The organism is Enterobacter sp. BNK-18 (assembly GCF_047456135.1).
Taxonomy (GTDB): Bacteria; Pseudomonadota; Gammaproteobacteria; order Enterobacterales; family Enterobacteriaceae; genus Enterobacter; species Enterobacter ludwigii.
The window spans coordinates 1,581,522-1,597,869 of the sequence record NZ_CP179899.1; the positions used below are offsets into that span (position 1 = coordinate 1,581,522).

Consider the following 16,348-nt stretch of genomic DNA (forward strand, 5'->3'; position numbering starts at 1 on the left):
AGCCTGCCGCACGCCAGGCCTTACAAGCCCTGTTACGATAGCGCTCCAGGCCCGCAGAGATGCGGGCTATCCTTTCAGGTCGTGGTCATACACTCTGCTAACGTCTGCGCCAGTGCCGACGGATTTTCCCAGGACATGGAGTGTCCGGCCGCTGGGATGATTTTCACCTCAACGCCCCGCTTTTGCAGAGAGTCCGCATCATCATCAGGCAGGGACCACTCGCCGAAAATCAACGTCACCGGGCAGCGCAGAGACAAAAACTGAACCTCCCATTCCGGCTCTACCCCTTCCACCAGGCTGGACGCGCCACGCCACACGGCATACGGCGCATTGCTTTGCAGACTGCCCGCCCAGGGTGAGGTTTCTGCATTGAGCAGCGCATCATACCCCTGCGCCAGGAACTGTTGTTCCGTCTGTGCAGCGATAGAGCGGCTGAACATGCCACCTCCGGCGTGAAAATTGGGTTCCGACACCATCAACCCTTTTACGCGTGGCGCCATCAGTCCTGCTGCCTCGATAGCAATGCTGCCACCCATACTATGACCATATAGCCAGAAGCTATTGAGTTTGAGATGGTCCAACAGTTCAGCCACCACTCGCGCCTGCTCGCTGGTGCGATAACGATACTGCACGGGTTTGTCGCTGTAACCGCTGCCCGGGAGATCGATAAGAATGGCTCTGCGCGCACCAAACCGGGCGTCAGAGACGATAAGAGGATATTCATAAGAAGAGGCGCAGCCTAACCCGTGAATAAACACCACAGGATCGCCAGAGCCGGGAAGATCGTGCCAGCGCACAACGCAGCCGGCCTGCTGCGAGTAAAAACTGTTCATAAGCACTCCTTTAACGATTCACTGTGTATTTATACAGTCTTCGTGTCTGGAATGCTATGTTCATCTTTTAAAACGGGAAGCGTGCTTCAGAAAAGCGAGATCAACAGCGCAACGGGAAAGCTCATTGGCCAGGTTGACCCCACCAGAAAAGCACTGAGCAGTCGGATACGTTTGCGGTCTTTAGAGAGGAACCAGGTAATTAATGCACAGACAGAAGCCATGATTGCGTAAAAAACCAACATCTTTTGATACAACGTCATTCTGTTTACCAGAGCCGAAAAAATAACCGCACGCAATATGCGTCATATGTTGATACAGATCAAGTTTTTTCGTTACAGAATAACCATTTGAATACTATGGATAATGTACTGAAAGGAGAGAATGCCCGGCGCTGAATGCGACCGGGCATGGGGGCTTAGTGCTTTATCATCACGTGGCGAACAACGGTATAATCTTCAAGGCCGTACACCGACATATCTTTGCCGTAGCCGGATAACTTCATCCCGCCGTGCGGCATTTCGCTCACCAGCATAAAATGGGTATTAACCCAGGTGCAGCCGTACTGCAGACGCGCGCTCATCCGGTGGGCACGCCCTACATCGCGGGTCCAGACCGATGACGCCAGGCCGTACTGCGAATCGTTCGCCCATGCCAGCACCTGCGCTTCGTCATCAAACTCGGTGACACTTACAACCGGGCCAAACACTTCACGCTGAACGATAGCATCGTCCTGTTTTGCCCCTGCCAGAAGGGTTGGCTGGAAATAGTAGCCTGCCCCCTCTTTTTTGCTGCCGCCGGTCACCACGCGAATATGGCTCAGGGCTTTAGCCTCATCAACCGCCTTACAGACGCGTGAAAGATGGGCTTCGGAACTGAGCGGGCCCAGCTCGGTGGTTTCCTCCTCCGGCGCACCCATTTTCAGGCTCGCCACCGCGGCACCCAGTTTTTCCACCAGCGCGGCATAAACGCCTTTCTGCGCATAAATACGGCAGGCTGCCGTGCAATCCTGCCCGGCATTGTAGAAACCGAAAGTACGTACCCCTTCAACAACCGCATCAAGATCGGCGTCGTCGAAAACGATAACCGGGGCTTTGCCGCCCAGCTCCATATGGGTGCGTTTAATCGAGGACGCCGTGTGTCCAATAATATGTTCGCCGGTGGCAATAGAACCGGTGAGCGACACCATACGCACCTTTTCGTGGCCGGTCAGCGGATCGCCGACCGTTTTTCCGCGGCCAAACAGAACGTTCAGAACGCCTGCCGGGAAGATGTCTTTCGCCAGTTCCGCCAGCTTGAGGGCCGTCAGTGGGGTAATCTCCGAAGGTTTGATCACCACACAGTTACCCGCGGCCAGCGCGGGTGCCAGCTTCCATGCCGCCATCATCAGCGGATAGTTCCATGGCGCAATGGAGGCGACCACGCCCACCGGATCGCGGCGTATCATCGATGTGTGACCGTCAAGATATTCGCCGGCGGCCAGCCCGTTCAGGCAGCGGGCGGCGCCGGCAAAGAAGCGGAAAACGTCGACCACAGCCGGAATTTCATCTCCCAACGCACAGTGCAGCGGCTTACCGCAATTGAGCGATTCGAGACGGGCAAATTCTTCGCCGTGGGCTTCAATCACGTCAGCCAGCTTCAGCAGACACTCGGCACGCGTTTTAGGCGTGGTTTGTCCCCATTCAATGAATGCGCGATCGGCGGCCTGAACCGCCGCGTCGACCTGCGCTGCTGACGCTTCAGCAATCTCCCGAAGTACCTCTCCGGTGGCAGGGTTATAGACCGGCTGTTTTTCCCCGTCCCCGGCGACCAGTTCACCATTTATCAGCAGTTGTGTTTGCATAGCATTGTCCTGTTGAAATCAATGTTATTTCCCGCTTCCGGCACTGTTTTCGCCGTCGCGGGTTAGCCACCAGGCTCCCAGAATGGGTAGGGTTGTGACCAGCATCACCAGCAGTGCAACGACGTTGGTGACCGGCACGTCGCGCGGACGCCCGAGCTGATTAAGCAACCACAGCGGTAACGTGCGCTCGTGTCCCGCGGTAAATGTTGTGACGATGATTTCGTCAAACGAGAGTGCAAACGCCAGCATCCCCCCGGCCAGCAACGCCGAACCGAGATTCGGCAGGACCACGTAACGGAAGGTTTGCCAGCCGTCGGCCCCCAGATCCATTGACGCCTCGACCAGACTCCAGGAGGTGCGTCTGAAACGGGCAATCACGTTGTTAAACACCACCACCACGCAGAACGTGGCGTGACCGACCACGATGGTGAAAAAACCCGGCTCAAGGTCAATGGTTTTAAACGCCGTCAACAGCGCCAGACCGGTGATAATCCCCGGTAACGCAATCGGCAACAGCAGCAACAGCGAGATCGCATTTTTGCCAAAAAACGCGCTTCGCCACAGCGCCGCTGCAGCAAGCGTGCCAAGCACCAGCGCGATAGCCGTCGACAGCGCAGCGATTTGAAGTGACAACGTCACTGATTCAATGATGTCACCACGCCCCGCTGCCACGGTGAACCACTTCAAGGTCAACCCCTGCGGCGGAAAACTGAACGCGGCGTCTTCGGTGTTAAAGGCGTAGGTCGCAATAATCAGCAACGGGAAATGAAGGAAGATAACGCCTCCCCAGGCTGCCACTTTCAGGAACAACGGTGCGCGTTCAGAGTGCATCGAATGCTCCCAGACGTTTCACGAACGCCAGATAAAGAGAGATGAGGACAATTGGCACCAGGGTGAAGGCCGCGGCCATGGGCATATTGCCGATAGCGCCCTGCTGGGAATAGACCATATTGCCAATAAAGTACCCCGGCGGCCCCACCAGCTGTGGAACAATGAAATCGCCCAGCGTCAGGGAAAAAGTGAAGATTGACCCTGCGGCAATGCCCGGGATTGCCAGCGGCAAAACGACGTAACGAAAAGTCTGGCGTGGTCGCGCGCCGAGATCGGCTGAAGCCTGCAGTAACGACGCGGGCAGCCGCTCCAGCGCCGCCTGTACCGGCAGGATCATAAACGGCAGCCAGATATAGACGAACACCAGAAAACGCCCCAGCCCGGAGGTGGAAAGCGTGTTTCCGCCAATGGCCGGTAGCGTAAGGATCGCGGTCAGGATCGGCTCCAGCCCCAGGTGGCTCAGAAACCACTGCGCCACCCCGTCTTTCGCCAGCAGCAGCGTCCAGGCATAGGCTTTAACAATATAGCTGGCCCACATTGGCAGCATCACGGCGATATAGAAGAACGCCTTCCACTTGCCGCGAGTGTAACGTGCCATGTACCAGGCCATCGGAAACGCGAGGATAGCGCTGGCGATGGTCACCGCAATGGCCATCATCAGCGTACGCAGAATGATGTCATAGTTTGCCGGATTAAAAAGCGCCAGGATATTGGCGAACGTCAGTTCCGGCGTGACCGCCATGGTGAAATCGTCAAAGGTATAAAACCCTTGCCATAAAAGCGTGAGAAGCGATCCCAGGTAAACGATGCCAAACCACATTAGCGGCGCGAGCAGCAGCAGGAACAGCCCAAGCGATGGCTTACGCCAGAACAGTGCGGTAAGGCGGCTCATGCGGCTACGGTGGGCGGGAGGCGGCGCGACATGCGTGTTCATGTCACCTCTCCTCTTGCAGGCGAACCATGGCATCACGTGACCACGACGCCATCACCACCTGTCCCGGCGTCACACCGCTCAGCGTTGCGGCATCGCTAAAATTGGCCTGGCTGACCAGCAGTTTTGCACCGTCAGCGAGTTTTAGCTCAAGACGCGTTGCCGCCCCCTGATACTGTACTGCCTGCACCACGCCCTCAACCTGAACCTCACCGCTCTCATTGAGGCGAATATGTTCCGGCCGTAAAGAATAGATGCCTTCCATCCCGCACACGTTGTGTGCCATACCGGCGTCAAACACGTTCGAGGTCCCGACAAAGCTCGCCACGAAGGGCGTTCCTGGACGCATATAGAGATCGCGCGGGGTGTCGACTTGCTCAATGCGGCCATTATTGAAAACCGCGACCCGGTCAGACATCGACAGGGCTTCCCCCTGATCGTGAGTGACGAAAATAAAGGTGATGCCGAGCTCCTGTTGCAGCTTTTTCAGCTCGAACTGCATCTGCTCACGCAGTTTAAGATCGAGCGCGCCGAGCGGTTCATCCAGCAGTAATACCCGGGGTTCATTGACCAGCGCCCGCGCGATGGCGACACGTTGACGTTGCCCGCCGGAAAGCTGCGAAGGCTTACGCGTGACAGCAAAGCTTAGCCCCACTTTTTCCAGCGCTTGACGCGCCTGCGCATGCCGCGTTTTCTTGTCGATACCTTTGACCATGAGTCCGTACGCGACGTTGTCGAGGATCGACATATGCGGGAATAACGCATAATCCTGGAACACGGTATTCACATCGCGTTCCCATGGGGGAAGTGCGCTCGCCTCTTTACCGAAGATTTTGATTGCGCCGCCTGACAGCTGCTCAAAACCGGCTATCAGACGCAGGCAGGTAGTTTTGCCGGAGCCCGAAGGCCCCAGCATGGAGAAAAACTCTCCGTCATGAATAGCAATGGTGACCCCATCCACCGCCCGCACGTCACCGTACAGACGGGAAACGTCATTAAACTCTACTGCGTACGTCATGTTCTGCTCCTGCGATTAACGGCCGCCCATGATGGCGATGTAATCCTGTGTCCAGCGGCTGTAAGGAACGAATTTGCCGCCTTCTGCAATCGGGGTTTTCCAGAACATGATTTTGTCGAAATAGTTGTAGCCGTTCGTTTCGCAGCCTTTATCGCCGAGCAATGTGCTGGCTTTACACCCTTCCGGCACTACGGGCAGCGAGCCAAACCAGGCCGCCAGATCGCCCTGCACTTTAGGCGTCAGCGACCAGTTCATCCATTTGTAGGCGCACATCGGGTGCTTGGCCTGCGCGTGCAGCATGGTGGTGTCCGCCCAGCCGGTTACCCCTTCTTTCGGGAAAACAGTGGCGACAGGCTGGTTCTCCGCTTTCAGGGCATTGGCCTGATAGGGCCAGGCGCTGGAGGCCACTACGCCTTCATTTTTAAAGTCGCTCATCTGAACGGTGGTGTCATGCCAGTAGCGGTGGATCAGCGCATGCTGGTCACGCAATACCTTCAGTACGGCGGCATACTGTTTTTCTGTTAGCTGGTACGGGTCGGTGATACCCAGCTGCGGCTGCGTGGCTTTGACAAACAGCGCCGCATCGGCGATGTAAATCGGGCCATCATAGGCCTGCACGCGGCCCTGATTGGTTTTACCGTCAGGTAAATCCTGTTTCGTAAAGACGACGCTCCAGCTGTCCGGCGGCGTCGGGAACGTTTTGCTGTTGTACATCAGCAGGTTTGGCCCCCACTGATACGGCGTGCCGTAGACATTGCCGCCGACGTTAAACCATTCACCTTTGACGATCCGCGGGTCGAGGGTTTTCCAGTTTGGAATAAGGTCGGGGTTAATCGGCTGAACGCGTTTCCCCATGATCAGGCGCAGTGAGGCATCGCCCGAGGCCGTGACCAGATCGTATCCGCCTTTCGCCATCAGGCTAACCATTTCATCCGAGGTGGCCGCGGTTTTAACGTTCACCACGCAGCCGGTCTCTTTTTCGAACTGCGTGACCCAGTCATAATTTTTATCGGTTTGTCCCCGTTCGATGTACCCGGGCCAGGCAATAATATCCAGTCGTCCTTCCCCGTCGCCAATAGCCTTCGGTGGCTCTGCGGCGTGCGCTGTCATGAGGGTCATGCCGAGCGCGCACAGGCTGCTGCGGGCAAATTTTTTGCTCATAAGAATTACTCCTGTCGCAATGAAATTTAGCGGCAGCCGTGCCGTAAAAATATCTCCCTTATTAAACGTAGACCGCGCAAATGCGCCGCACCGTGCGGCTTAAAGAAATTTCATCAAGGTGTGACCGAGGGCGCATTCCCCGTTAACTGGATTATAGACAAGGAGTTAGCGTTGAGAGGCGGTATGCAGATTTCCTATGATGCGGTACTGCGGAATATTCGCCGTACCGCCATCAGGATAAGGAATGATTATTTTAGAAAGGTGCGGAGATTATTATTCGAGCATGCTGCTAATTAATTTCCCTAACTGAATCACAGCCTGTTCTTCCCGCTCCCCCCACGCCCAGGAGGTATTAAACCGGAAGAACGGTGTCCAGGCGTCAGAGGTCGAAAACATCTTACCGGGGGCAATACTGATGTGGTGCATTAGCGCTTTCTCACTCAGCAGCCCGGCGTCCAGCTGCGCCGGGAGTTCCAGCCACAAAAAATAGCCGCTGTCGTTGTGATGAATTTTGACGCCTGCCGGCATATGGCGCAAAAGCGACTGCCACGCCTGCTGTTTGCGTTCGGCCAGCGTGCGTCGCAGGCGGCGAAGATGGGCGTCATAGCGTTTTGTCGCCAGGTAATCCACCAGCGCCAGCTGCATGGGTGAACTGGTCGATAAGGTGCTCATCAGCTGTAGCTGCTGAATGCGTCGCGCATGTTTACCTGCCGCCACCCAGCCGATGCGAAACCCCGCCACCAGACATTTCGAGAAGGACGAGCAGTGCAGCGTCATATCGTCACGATCCCAGGCTTTCGCTGGCAGAGGTTTCTCCCGGCCAAAATAGAGTTCGCTGTAGACATCATCTTCGATCAGGGTGACGTTGTGCCTGGCGAGAAGCGCGACCAGGTGCGCTTTTTTCTCTGCGCTGAGCGTGAAGCCGAGGGGATTTTGACTGTTGGTCATGAGCCAGCAGGCTTTGACCGGATACTCATTGAGCGCCTGCTCAAGCGCATTCAGATCGATCCCTTCGCGGACGTCCGTCGCCACCGACAGCGCTTTAAGTTTCAGGCGTTCAAGCGCCTGCAGTGCACCATAGAAACAGGGGTTTTCGACAATCACCCAGTCACCAGGCTCGGTAACGGCCTGCAGGCTAAGATTCAGGGCTTCGAGTGCCCCTGCGGTAATGACAATCTCATCCGGCGAGATATTCATTCCCTGCTGCGCATAGCGGCGAGCAATGGCGTGGCGAAGGTCAACGTTACCCGGAGGCAGGTTCTCAATTACGCTCATTGCTGTGGCGGTTTTACTGACATTGGCCAGCGAACGGTTAAGTTGCTGCAGCGGGAAAAGCCGGGGGTCGGGGAAGGCAGAAGCGAAAGGAACAACCGACGGGTCGCGGCTGGCCTGTAATACGTCGAAGATATAAGTGTTGATATCTACCACTTCGTCCCGCATCACCTGGGCAGGCGGCGCAGGTTGGTGTGCGGTCGGGCGCGAGGCAACGTAATAGCCCGACTGCGGCCTGGCGACGATACGCCCCTGGCTTTCCAGCATCTGATACGCGTGGCCCACGGTCATAAAACTCATGCCGCTGCTCGCGACCTGCTCTCGCAGAGAAGGCAGCTTATCGCCCGGCAACCATACGCCAAGCTCGATCTGCGAGATAATTTGTTGCGCCAGACGCTGGTATTTTTTCATCAGATTCTCCTTATGACCGACAGTGTATATCAGCAGGAGAAAAAGAGAAGATTTTGCTAACTGTTATAGTTAGCCAGATGCATTACTTACGCAGTTCGGTGACGTTACGCTGAGCGTGGCGGGCAGCGGCCAGATGATCGAGGGTAATCATCGACGATTTGCAAAAAATGCATTTTGCACCGAACGGGTTTTTCTCAGACACATCAAAAGCTGAGGTACGGTACTGCGAACCATGGCAGCATGGGCAGCGGAAATGGATATAAGAAGTCATAGGATTCTCCTGTAAACGTAAAAACGTTAATTGCTTAATGGGCCCTTCAGGCGATAGTGGTTTGAAACAAAAACTAATCGGAGTGTAGAAAAAGACCCAAGAGAGGCTGCGGAGAGGCACAACGTGATGAGAACTGCTTTATAAAACTACGTCAGATGTTTATTTGGACTCAAACCCAGAGGGCCATTAACGCATAATGTTGATAACAAGGCAAGCTGTTTAATGCATAAATTTCATAAAAATAATTTTTTTATTCTTTCACGCAAGCTATATCAGATGTGCAAAGCGTGATGTTTTCATGAACTGTTATAGGTAAATTTCGCTTTTCTGCGTCTGATACTCGTTATTTCGCCCCTATACCATAACAGCACACCGTTTGACATTGAGGTTGTGCATGTTTGGTTTAGATGCTTTTCATCTTGCACGGATACAGTTTGCCTTTACCGTATCCTTCCACATTATTTTCCCGGCAATCACCATCGGTCTGGCGAGTTATCTCGCTGTGCTAGAAGGCCTGTGGCTGAAAACCAAAAACCCGGTCTGGCGTTCGCTGTACCATTTCTGGTCGAAGATTTTTGCCGTTAACTTCGGTATGGGCGTGGTCTCCGGGCTGGTCATGGCCTACCAGTTTGGGACCAACTGGAGTGGGTTTTCACAATTTGCCGGCAGTATTACCGGCCCGCTCCTGACCTACGAAGTGCTTACTGCCTTCTTCCTCGAGGCAGGATTCCTCGGCGTTATGCTGTTCGGCTGGAATAAAGTCGGGCCGGGTCTGCATTTCTTTGCAACCTGCATGGTGGCGCTGGGGACCGTTATCTCAACCTTCTGGATCCTCTCATCAAACAGCTGGATGCAGACACCACAGGGCTTTGAAATCGTCAACGGACAGGTGGTGCCGGTAGACTGGTTTGCCGTGGTGTTTAACCCCTCCTTCCCGTATCGCCTGCTGCATATGTCGATAGCGGCCTTCCTGAGTAGCGCCCTGTTTGTCGGCGCATCCGCAGCCTGGCATTTGCTGCGCGGAAACAACACCCCCGCCATCCGCGCGATGTTTTCCATGGCGCTGTGGATGACCCTGATTGTGGCTCCCCTTCAGGCGATGGTGGGTGATATGCACGGGTTGAACACCCTGAAGCATCAGCCCGCTAAAATAGCAGCCATTGAAGGCCACTGGGAGAACCCAACGGGTGAACCCACCCCGCTGCTGCTGTTTGGCTGGCCGGATATGGAACAGGAGCGCACCCGCTTTGGGCTGGAGATCCCGGCGCTTGGCAGCCTTATTCTGACGCACAGCCTCGACAAACAGGTTCCGGCACTGAAAGAATTTCCAAAGGAAGACCGGCCAAATTCCACCATCGTCTTCTGGTCATTCCGCATTATGGCGGGCTTAGGCATGCTGATGCTGTTGCTTGGGGTAACGGCGCTCTGGTTACGTTATAAAAAGCGCGTGTACGCTTCGCGTCCCTTCCTGTGGTTTGCCCTCCTGATGGGACCCACCGGGCTGATTGCCATCCTGGCCGGATGGGTCACTACCGAAGTGGGCCGCCAGCCGTGGGTCGTCTACGGGCTTCAGCGAACAAAGGATGCGGTTTCTGCGCATGGTGACTTGCATATGAGCGTGAGTCTGCTGGCCTTCTTCGTCGTCTACACCTCCGTATTTGGCGTGGGTTACAGCTATATGGTCCGCCTGATTAAAAAAGGACCTCAGCCTCATGAATCGTTTGCCACCGAGTCCGATGGACGTCCCGCACGCCCGCTTTCTGCCGTTACTACTGAACATAAGGAGCAACCATAATGGGTATCGATCTTTCCATTATCTGGTTTGTTATCATCGTCTTTGCCACGCTGATGTATATCGTGATGGATGGTTTTGATCTGGGGATAGGTATCCTGTTCCCGGCTACGCCTGATGCCGACGATCGCGATGTGATGGTGAACAGCGTTGCGCCGGTCTGGGACGGCAATGAAACCTGGCTGGTGCTCGGCGGTGCAGCGCTGTTTGGCGCGTTTCCGCTGGCCTATGCGGTCATTATTGATGCCCTCACTATTCCGCTGACGTTAATGCTGATCGGACTTATTTTCCGGGGCGTGGCATTTGAGTTTCGTTTTAAAGCCACGCCGGCACACCGCCCTTTCTGGGATAAAGCGTTTATCGGCGGTTCGATCCTGGCGACCTTTACCCAGGGCATGACGGTGGGCGCGGTGATTAACGGCTTTAGCGTCACCGGGCGTGCCTACAGTGGCGGACCGTTCGACTGGTTGACCGTTTTTAACCTGTTCTGCGGCGCAGGTCTGGTGGTGGCCTACGCGCTGTTAGGCTCGACATGGCTGGTGATGAAAAGCGAAAACGCGCTGCAACAGCGAATGCGACGGGTATCCAGAACGCTCCTGATCCTGCTTCTGGTATTCATTGCAGTAATCAGCCTCTGGACCCCACTGGCGCAGCCGGCCATCGCCGCGCGCTGGTTTACCCTGCCGAATCTCTTCTTCCTGCTGCCCGTGCCGGTGCTGGTGGTGATCCTGAGCCTGTGTCAGTGGCGTTGCCTGAATAATCCCGACAGCCATCATCTGCCGTTTATCCTGACGTTAGGGCTGATTTTTCTCGGCTTTAGCGGACTTGGGATCAGCATCTGGCCGCACATTATTCCCCCGTCAATCACGCTCTGGCAGGCGGCGGCTCCGACACAAAGCCAGGGCTTTATGCTGGTGGGCGCGTTGTTGATCATTCCCGTGATTCTGGTCTACACCTTCTGGAGTTACTACGTGTTTCGCGGAAAAGTACAGCATGGAGAGGGTTATCACTGATGCAACAACCTTTCTGGAAAAGAGTCATGTGGCTGGCCATTATCTGGGGCGGCAGCGTACTGGCACTGGCGGCGGTCAGTATGCTCTTTCGCATGTTAATGACGGCCGCAGGGTTTAAATCGCACTGATCGTATTGCGGGCAACGACAACGTTGCCCGGTACCCGCCCGCACTTTCAGATAAACCCCATTAACGCACGGCAGAGTATCGTTACACTGAAAAAAAGATTCACAGTATCTATCGTCTGAGAAGAAAAATGAAAAAGCTCATTGCGTTAAGTGTTATCAGTCTTGTCCTCACCGGGTGCGTTAATCCTGGTAAAGCCTCCGTTCAGCCGGACCAACTTAAGAGCCACCGTTTTGTGCTGGAGAATGTGGACGGGAAAGCCGTTAAGGCCACGACAACGCAACCAGAGATCAGCTTCAAAGCCCTGTCTGATATCAGTCTGGTTAATAACATTAGCGTTTCCGGCGTGATGTGTAACACGTTTAACGGACAGGGGAAATTGTCCGAAGGTGAGCTCAAGGTCAAAACGCTCGCCATGACGCGCAAGCTCTGTACCGAACCACAGTTAAACGAACTGGATCAGGCCATTGGCGACATGCTGCGCAAAGGGGCGCAGGTCGACCTGACTGAAGACCAGTTAACGCTGGCGACAGCCGATAAAACGCTGATGTTTAAGCGTGCGGAGTAATCAGTAGTTTCCGCAGGATCCTACGGCAAGCGACTGTTCACTGCAGCGTTTGCCGTTTGGCAATGCGCACATCCCGATAGCTGAGCCGTCAAGCTGGCGGGCAACAGACAGCGAGCCGCCAATCATCGCGCAGTTGGCTTGTCCGGAGCTGGACATCGCCGCTTTCATCCCCGGCGTTACGTGTGCCGCCGTTGCCTGCTGAACAGGTTCACTGCTGCATGCCGATAATAATAACGCGGCACACCCGACCCAAAATGCTGAACGCATGCTCTCTCTCCCCCATTAATAATGCGAAACCTATGCATAATAGGCATCACATGCCGTGTCGTCGAGAGCGAAAGTGCGTATTTATGCGCTCCTGAAACAATTTCTCGCAATTTTTTCGCCAAAAGATTGATCTACTCATTGATGTCGAGAATACCGAGGACACAAAAGCGAAAATCGTAAAATCCGACCTTTGCTAAACTAAGGGAATAATATTCAAAGCCCGTTGTGTTTTTTTCGGGCTCCTTTTTTTGCGCAATGTAAGGGTGTTGTCCTATGCAAACTATTGACGGTAATGGTGCAGTCGCGTCCGTCGCGTTTCGCACCAGTGAAGTTATCGCCATCTACCCAATTACGCCAAGTTCTACGATGGCCGAGCAGGCCGATGCCTGGGCGGGAAACGGACTGAAAAACGTCTGGGGCGATGTCCCAAGAGTCGTGGAAATGCAGTCTGAGGCTGGCGCTATCGCGACCGTACACGGGGCGCTGCAGACCGGTGCTTTGTCGACGTCATTCACCTCGTCGCAGGGATTATTGTTGATGATCCCGACGCTCTATAAACTGGCAGGACAACTTACCCCGTTTGTGCTTCACGTTGCCGCACGAACCGTTGCGACACACGCCCTCTCCATCTTTGGCGATCACTCAGACGTGATGGCCGTTCGCCAGACCGGTTGCGCCATGCTGTGCGCCAGCAGCGTTCAGGAAGCACAGGACTTCGCGTTAATTTCGCACATGGCGACGCTGAAGAGTCGCGTGCCCTTTATTCATTTCTTTGATGGTTTTCGTACCTCTCACGAAATCAATAAAATTGTTCCGCTGACTGACGACACCCTCCTCAATCTTCTGCCGCAGGCGGAAATCGACGCACATCGCGCCCGTGCGCTGAACCCGGAACACCCCGTGATCCGCGGGACATCGGCCAACCCGGATACCTATTTCCAGTCCCGGGAAGCAACGAACCCGTGGTACAACGCCGTTTATGATCACGTTGAGAAGGCGATGGATGATTTTGCCGCGGCAACCGGACGGCAATACAAACCGTTTGAATACTACGGCCATCCGCAGGCGGAACGGGTCATTGTGCTCATGGGGTCAGCCATTGGCACCTGTGAAGAGGTGGTGGATGAACTGCTGACCCGTGGTGAAAAAATCGGCGTGCTCAAAGTGCGGCTCTACCGACCGTTTTCCGCGCGACATTTGCTCTCCGCCCTGCCGGAAAGCGCGCGCACCGTGGCGGTGCTCGATCGCACTAAAGAGCCTGGCGCCCACGCAGAACCTCTGTATCTGGACGTCATGTCCGCGCTGGCTGAAGCGTTTAATTGCGGTGAGCGCGAAACACTGCCCCGCGTGATCGGGGGTCGCTATGGGTTGTCCTCCAAAGAGTTTGGCCCGGACTGTGTGCTGGCGGTGTTTAATGAGCTGAGCGAGGCTAAACCAAAACCGCGCTTTACCGTCGGTATTTATGATGACGTGACCAACCTCTCTCTGCCCCTGCCGGAAAACACGCTGCCTTCCACCGCAAAACTTGAGGCGCTGTTTTATGGACTGGGCAGCGACGGTAGCGTCTCCGCGACCAAGAACAACATTAAGATTATCGGGAACTCCACGTCGTGGTATGCCCAGGGGTATTTTGTCTACGACTCCAAAAAAGCAGGCGGGCTGACCGTTTCCCACCTGCGTGTCAGCGAGCACCCTATCCGCTCGGCGTACCTTATCTCGCAGGCTGATTTTGTGGGCTGTCACCAGCTGCAGTTCATCGATAAGTACCAGATGGCAGAGCGCCTGAAACCGGGCGGTATTTTCCTGCTCAATACGCCATACAGCGTGGATGAAGTCTGGTCGCGGCTGCCGCAGGAAGTGCAGGCGGTGCTGAACCAGAAAAAAGCCCGCTTCTACGTCATTAACGCTGCAAAAATTGCCCGCGAGTGTGGCCTTGCCGCGCGAATCAACACCGTGATGCAAATGGCCTTCTTCCACCTGACGCAGATCCTGCCGGGAGACAGCGCGCTAATGGAACTGCAGGGGGCGATTGCCAAAAGCTACAGCAGTAAAGGTCAGGAGCTGGTCGAGCGTAACTGGCAGGCGCTGGCGCTGGCGCGCGAGTCTTTATTTGAAGTACCGCTGCAAGCGGTTGATCCATCCAGCCCGAACCGTCCACCGGTGGTTTCTGACGCGGCACCGGATTTCGTGAAAACCGTGACGGCAGCCATGCTGGCCGGGCTGGGTGATGCCCTTCCCGTCTCCGCGCTGCCGCCGGATGGCACCTGGCCGATGGGCACCACGCGCTGGGAAAAACGCAACATCGCCGAAGAAATCCCCATCTGGAAAGAGGAGCTGTGTACCCAGTGCAACCACTGCGTAGCAGCCTGCCCGCACTCGGCCATTCGTGCCAAAGTGGTCTCCCCGGAAGCGATGGAAGACGCCCCGGCCAGCCTGCATTCACTTGATGTGAAATCCCGTGATATGCGCGGACAGAAGTATGTTCTGCAGGTCGCTCCGGAAGACTGCACCGGATGTAATCTGTGCGTTGAGGTCTGTCCGGCGAAAGATCGTCAGGATCCGGACATCAAAGCCATCAATATGATGTCGCGCCTCGAGCATGTCGAAGAAGAGAAGGTAAATTATGACTTCTTCCTGAACCTGCCGGAGATCGACCGCAGCACGCTGGAGCGTATTGATATTCGTACCTCGCAGCTCATTACTCCGCTGTTCGAGTATTCAGGCGCCTGCTCCGGCTGCGGTGAAACGCCGTATATCAAGCTGCTCACGCAACTGTACGGCGACAGAATGTTGATCGCTAACGCCACGGGCTGTTCATCAATCTATGGCGGTAATCTGCCTTCCACGCCGTACACCACCGACGCCCATGGCCGCGGTCCGGCATGGGCGAACTCGTTGTTTGAGGATAACGCCGAGTTTGGTCTGGGCTTCCGTCTGACCGTTGACCAGCACCGCGCACGCGTGATGCGGTTACTGGAACAGTTTGCCGGCCACATCCCGGCGGAGCTGAATGAGGCGTTGCACGCCGATGCAACGCCAGAACGTCGTCGTGAGCAGGTTGCGGAACTGCGCAATGCTCTGCAGGGCGTGGAAGGTGCCGGGCAGCTGTTGACCGACGCTGACGCGCTGGTGGAAAAATCAATCTGGCTGATTGGCGGTGACGGCTGGGCGTATGACATCGGCTTTGGTGGGCTGGATCACGTGTTAAGCCTTACCGAAAACGTCAACATCCTGGTTCTGGATACACAGTGCTATTCCAACACCGGTGGCCAGGCGTCAAAAGCTACTCCGCTTGGCGCAGTAACTAAGTTTGGTGAACACGGCAAGCGCAAGGCGCGTAAAGATCTCGGCGTCAGCATGATGATGTACGGCCACGTGTATGTCGCGCAAATCTCGCTGGGCGCGCAGCTGAACCAGACGGTGAAAGCAATTCAGGAAGCGGAAGCCTACCCGGGTCCGTCGCTGATCATTGCCTACAGCCCGTGTGAAGAGCATGGCTACGACCTGGCACTCAGCCACGATCAGATGCGCCAGCTGACCGCAACCGGTTTCTGGCCGCTCTACCGGTTCGACCCGCGCCGCGCCGATGAAGGTAAATTGCCTCTGGCGCTGGATTCACGCCCGCCTTCCGATGCGCTGGCCGAAACGTTAATGCAGGAACAGCGCTTCCGTCGCCTCAACGCGCAACAACCAGAGGTGGCCGAGCAGTTGTGGAAAGATGCCGCCGCCGATCTGCAAAAACGGTATGATTTCCTGGCGCAAATGGCCGGAAAAGCGGAAAAACCCACCCGCGACTGACGCTCCTTCTGCCCGGCTCGTCCGGGCATTTTTTTGCCATAAAAAAAGCCCGATGTATTCACACCGGGCGAGTCCAGATAATTAATGAATATCACGTTAAATCACTAAATGACATTCACATAAATTATGGATGAAAAATCTTAAAGGCATATAACGCCGCTGAGGTTATCTGATTTAATGGGCAATTAATAATTTTTATTTAATATGATTAGCTTTA

General features: G+C 55.3%; 15 protein-coding genes. 5 read left to right on the top strand and 10 right to left on the bottom strand.

The features are described 5' to 3' along the window. Nucleotides 1-74: 74 nt before the first annotated feature. The 9 genes from ACMGG3_RS07510 to ACMGG3_RS07550 form a co-directional block, all read right to left on the bottom strand. Nucleotides 75-833 (bottom strand): alpha/beta fold hydrolase, encoded by a 759-nt coding sequence (locus tag ACMGG3_RS07510; protein WP_414149751.1) that lies wholly within the window; start codon nt 831-833, stop codon nt 75-77. A gap of 86 nt (nt 834-919) precedes the next feature. Then, complete coding sequence (locus ACMGG3_RS07515; RefSeq protein ID WP_032670341.1) at nt 920-1,093, bottom strand: GhoT/OrtT family toxin; 174 nt, start codon at nt 1,091-1,093, stop codon at nt 920-922. A 155-nt stretch (nt 1,094-1,248) separates the two neighbouring features. After that, on the bottom strand, nt 1,249-2,673 hold the full coding sequence (gene patD / locus ACMGG3_RS07520; RefSeq protein ID WP_044857707.1) for an aminobutyraldehyde dehydrogenase: 1,425 nt from the start codon (nt 2,671-2,673) through the stop codon (nt 1,249-1,251). A 24-nt stretch (nt 2,674-2,697) separates the two neighbouring features. After that, a complete protein-coding gene (locus tag ACMGG3_RS07525) occupies nt 2,698-3,504 on the bottom strand; it encodes an ABC transporter permease (protein WP_032680927.1) in 807 nt (268 codons plus the stop codon). Then, on the bottom strand, nt 3,494-4,396 hold the full coding sequence (locus ACMGG3_RS07530) for an ABC transporter permease (RefSeq protein WP_108648610.1): 903 nt from the start codon (nt 4,394-4,396) through the stop codon (nt 3,494-3,496). The genes ACMGG3_RS07525 and ACMGG3_RS07530 overlap by 11 nt, the downstream gene beginning before the upstream one ends. Nucleotides 4,397-4,439: 43 nt before the next feature. After that, complete coding sequence (locus ACMGG3_RS07535; protein WP_126488146.1) at nt 4,440-5,453, bottom strand: ABC transporter ATP-binding protein; 1,014 nt, start codon at nt 5,451-5,453, stop codon at nt 4,440-4,442. Nucleotides 5,454-5,468: 15 nt separating this feature from the next. Next, nucleotides 5,469-6,614: a putative ABC transporter substrate-binding protein YdcS gene (gene ydcS / locus ACMGG3_RS07540; protein WP_414149752.1), complete on the bottom strand. Its 1,146-nt coding sequence runs from the start codon at nt 6,612-6,614 to the stop codon at nt 5,469-5,471. Nucleotides 6,615-6,887: 273 nt separating this feature from the next. After that, complete coding sequence (locus tag ACMGG3_RS07545) at nt 6,888-8,297, bottom strand: PLP-dependent aminotransferase family protein (protein ID WP_020884015.1); 1,410 nt, start codon at nt 8,295-8,297, stop codon at nt 6,888-6,890. An 82-nt stretch (nt 8,298-8,379) separates the two neighbouring features. Further along, nucleotides 8,380-8,568 carry a hypothetical protein gene (locus tag ACMGG3_RS07550; RefSeq protein WP_020884014.1) on the bottom strand — a complete coding sequence of 63 codons (189 nt, stop codon included), beginning with the start codon at nt 8,566-8,568 and terminating at the stop codon, nt 8,380-8,382. Nucleotides 8,569-8,962: 394 nt separating this feature from the next. On the opposite strand from ACMGG3_RS07550, the gene ACMGG3_RS07555 reads away from it, so the two are divergent. From ACMGG3_RS07555 to hslJ, 4 genes are all read left to right on the top strand, one after another. Continuing rightward, nucleotides 8,963-10,363, top strand: a complete 1,401-nt coding sequence (locus ACMGG3_RS07555; protein ID WP_219373054.1) for a cytochrome ubiquinol oxidase subunit I — start codon at nt 8,963-8,965, stop codon at nt 10,361-10,363. Beyond that, a complete protein-coding gene (gene cydB, locus ACMGG3_RS07560; RefSeq protein WP_251884532.1) occupies nt 10,363-11,373 on the top strand; it encodes a cytochrome d ubiquinol oxidase subunit II in 1,011 nt (336 codons plus the stop codon). Before ACMGG3_RS07555 ends, cydB begins: the two co-directional genes overlap by 1 nt. Next, nucleotides 11,373-11,501, top strand: a complete 129-nt coding sequence (locus ACMGG3_RS07565) for a DUF2474 domain-containing protein (RefSeq protein ID WP_014170274.1) — start codon at nt 11,373-11,375, stop codon at nt 11,499-11,501. Before cydB ends, ACMGG3_RS07565 begins: the two co-directional genes overlap by 1 nt. Nucleotides 11,502-11,628: 127 nt before the next feature. Further along, nucleotides 11,629-12,066 (top strand): heat shock protein HslJ, encoded by a 438-nt coding sequence (hslJ, locus tag ACMGG3_RS07570; protein WP_014170275.1) that lies wholly within the window; start codon nt 11,629-11,631, stop codon nt 12,064-12,066. Here hslJ and ACMGG3_RS07575 read toward each other — a convergent pair whose 3' ends face one another. Beyond that, nucleotides 12,067-12,333 (bottom strand): DUF333 domain-containing protein, encoded by a 267-nt coding sequence (locus ACMGG3_RS07575; RefSeq protein WP_014170276.1) that lies wholly within the window; start codon nt 12,331-12,333, stop codon nt 12,067-12,069. It lies immediately after the preceding gene. Between the two features lie 273 nt (nt 12,334-12,606). Here ACMGG3_RS07575 and nifJ point away from each other — a divergent pair, with 273 nt between their 5' ends. After that, nucleotides 12,607-16,131, top strand: coding sequence for a pyruvate:ferredoxin (flavodoxin) oxidoreductase (gene nifJ / locus ACMGG3_RS07580; RefSeq protein WP_410393771.1), 3,525 nt, complete (start codon nt 12,607-12,609; stop codon nt 16,129-16,131). Nucleotides 16,132-16,348: the final 217 nt, after the last annotated feature.

Coding starts and splice junctions, on each gene's coding strand:
- nifJ (WP_410393771.1), top strand. CDS start 12,607: ATGCAAACTATTGACGGTAATGGTGCAGTCGCGTCCGTCGCGTTTCGC.
- ACMGG3_RS07575 (WP_014170276.1), bottom strand. CDS start 12,333: ATGCGTTCAGCATTTTGGGTCGGGTGTGCCGCGTTATTATTATCGGCA.
- ACMGG3_RS07565 (WP_014170274.1), top strand. CDS start 11,373: ATGCAACAACCTTTCTGGAAAAGAGTCATGTGGCTGGCCATTATCTGG.
- hslJ (WP_014170275.1), top strand. CDS start 11,629: ATGAAAAAGCTCATTGCGTTAAGTGTTATCAGTCTTGTCCTCACCGGG.
- ACMGG3_RS07515 (WP_032670341.1), bottom strand. CDS start 1,093: ATGACGTTGTATCAAAAGATGTTGGTTTTTTACGCAATCATGGCTTCT.
- ACMGG3_RS07545 (WP_020884015.1), bottom strand. CDS start 8,297: ATGAAAAAATACCAGCGTCTGGCGCAACAAATTATCTCGCAGATCGAG.
- ACMGG3_RS07550 (WP_020884014.1), bottom strand. CDS start 8,568: ATGACTTCTTATATCCATTTCCGCTGCCCATGCTGCCATGGTTCGCAG.
- ydcS (WP_414149752.1), bottom strand. CDS start 6,614: ATGAGCAAAAAATTTGCCCGCAGCAGCCTGTGCGCGCTCGGCATGACC.
- ACMGG3_RS07530 (WP_108648610.1), bottom strand. CDS start 4,396: ATGAGCCGCCTTACCGCACTGTTCTGGCGTAAGCCATCGCTTGGGCTG.
- ACMGG3_RS07510 (WP_414149751.1), bottom strand. CDS start 833: ATGAACAGTTTTTACTCGCAGCAGGCCGGCTGCGTTGTGCGCTGGCAC.
- ACMGG3_RS07535 (WP_126488146.1), bottom strand. CDS start 5,453: ATGACGTACGCAGTAGAGTTTAATGACGTTTCCCGTCTGTACGGTGAC.
- patD (WP_044857707.1), bottom strand. CDS start 2,673: ATGCAAACACAACTGCTGATAAATGGTGAACTGGTCGCCGGGGACGGG.
- ACMGG3_RS07555 (WP_219373054.1), top strand. CDS start 8,963: ATGTTTGGTTTAGATGCTTTTCATCTTGCACGGATACAGTTTGCCTTT.
- cydB (WP_251884532.1), top strand. CDS start 10,363: ATGGGTATCGATCTTTCCATTATCTGGTTTGTTATCATCGTCTTTGCC.
- ACMGG3_RS07525 (WP_032680927.1), bottom strand. CDS start 3,504: ATGCACTCTGAACGCGCACCGTTGTTCCTGAAAGTGGCAGCCTGGGGA.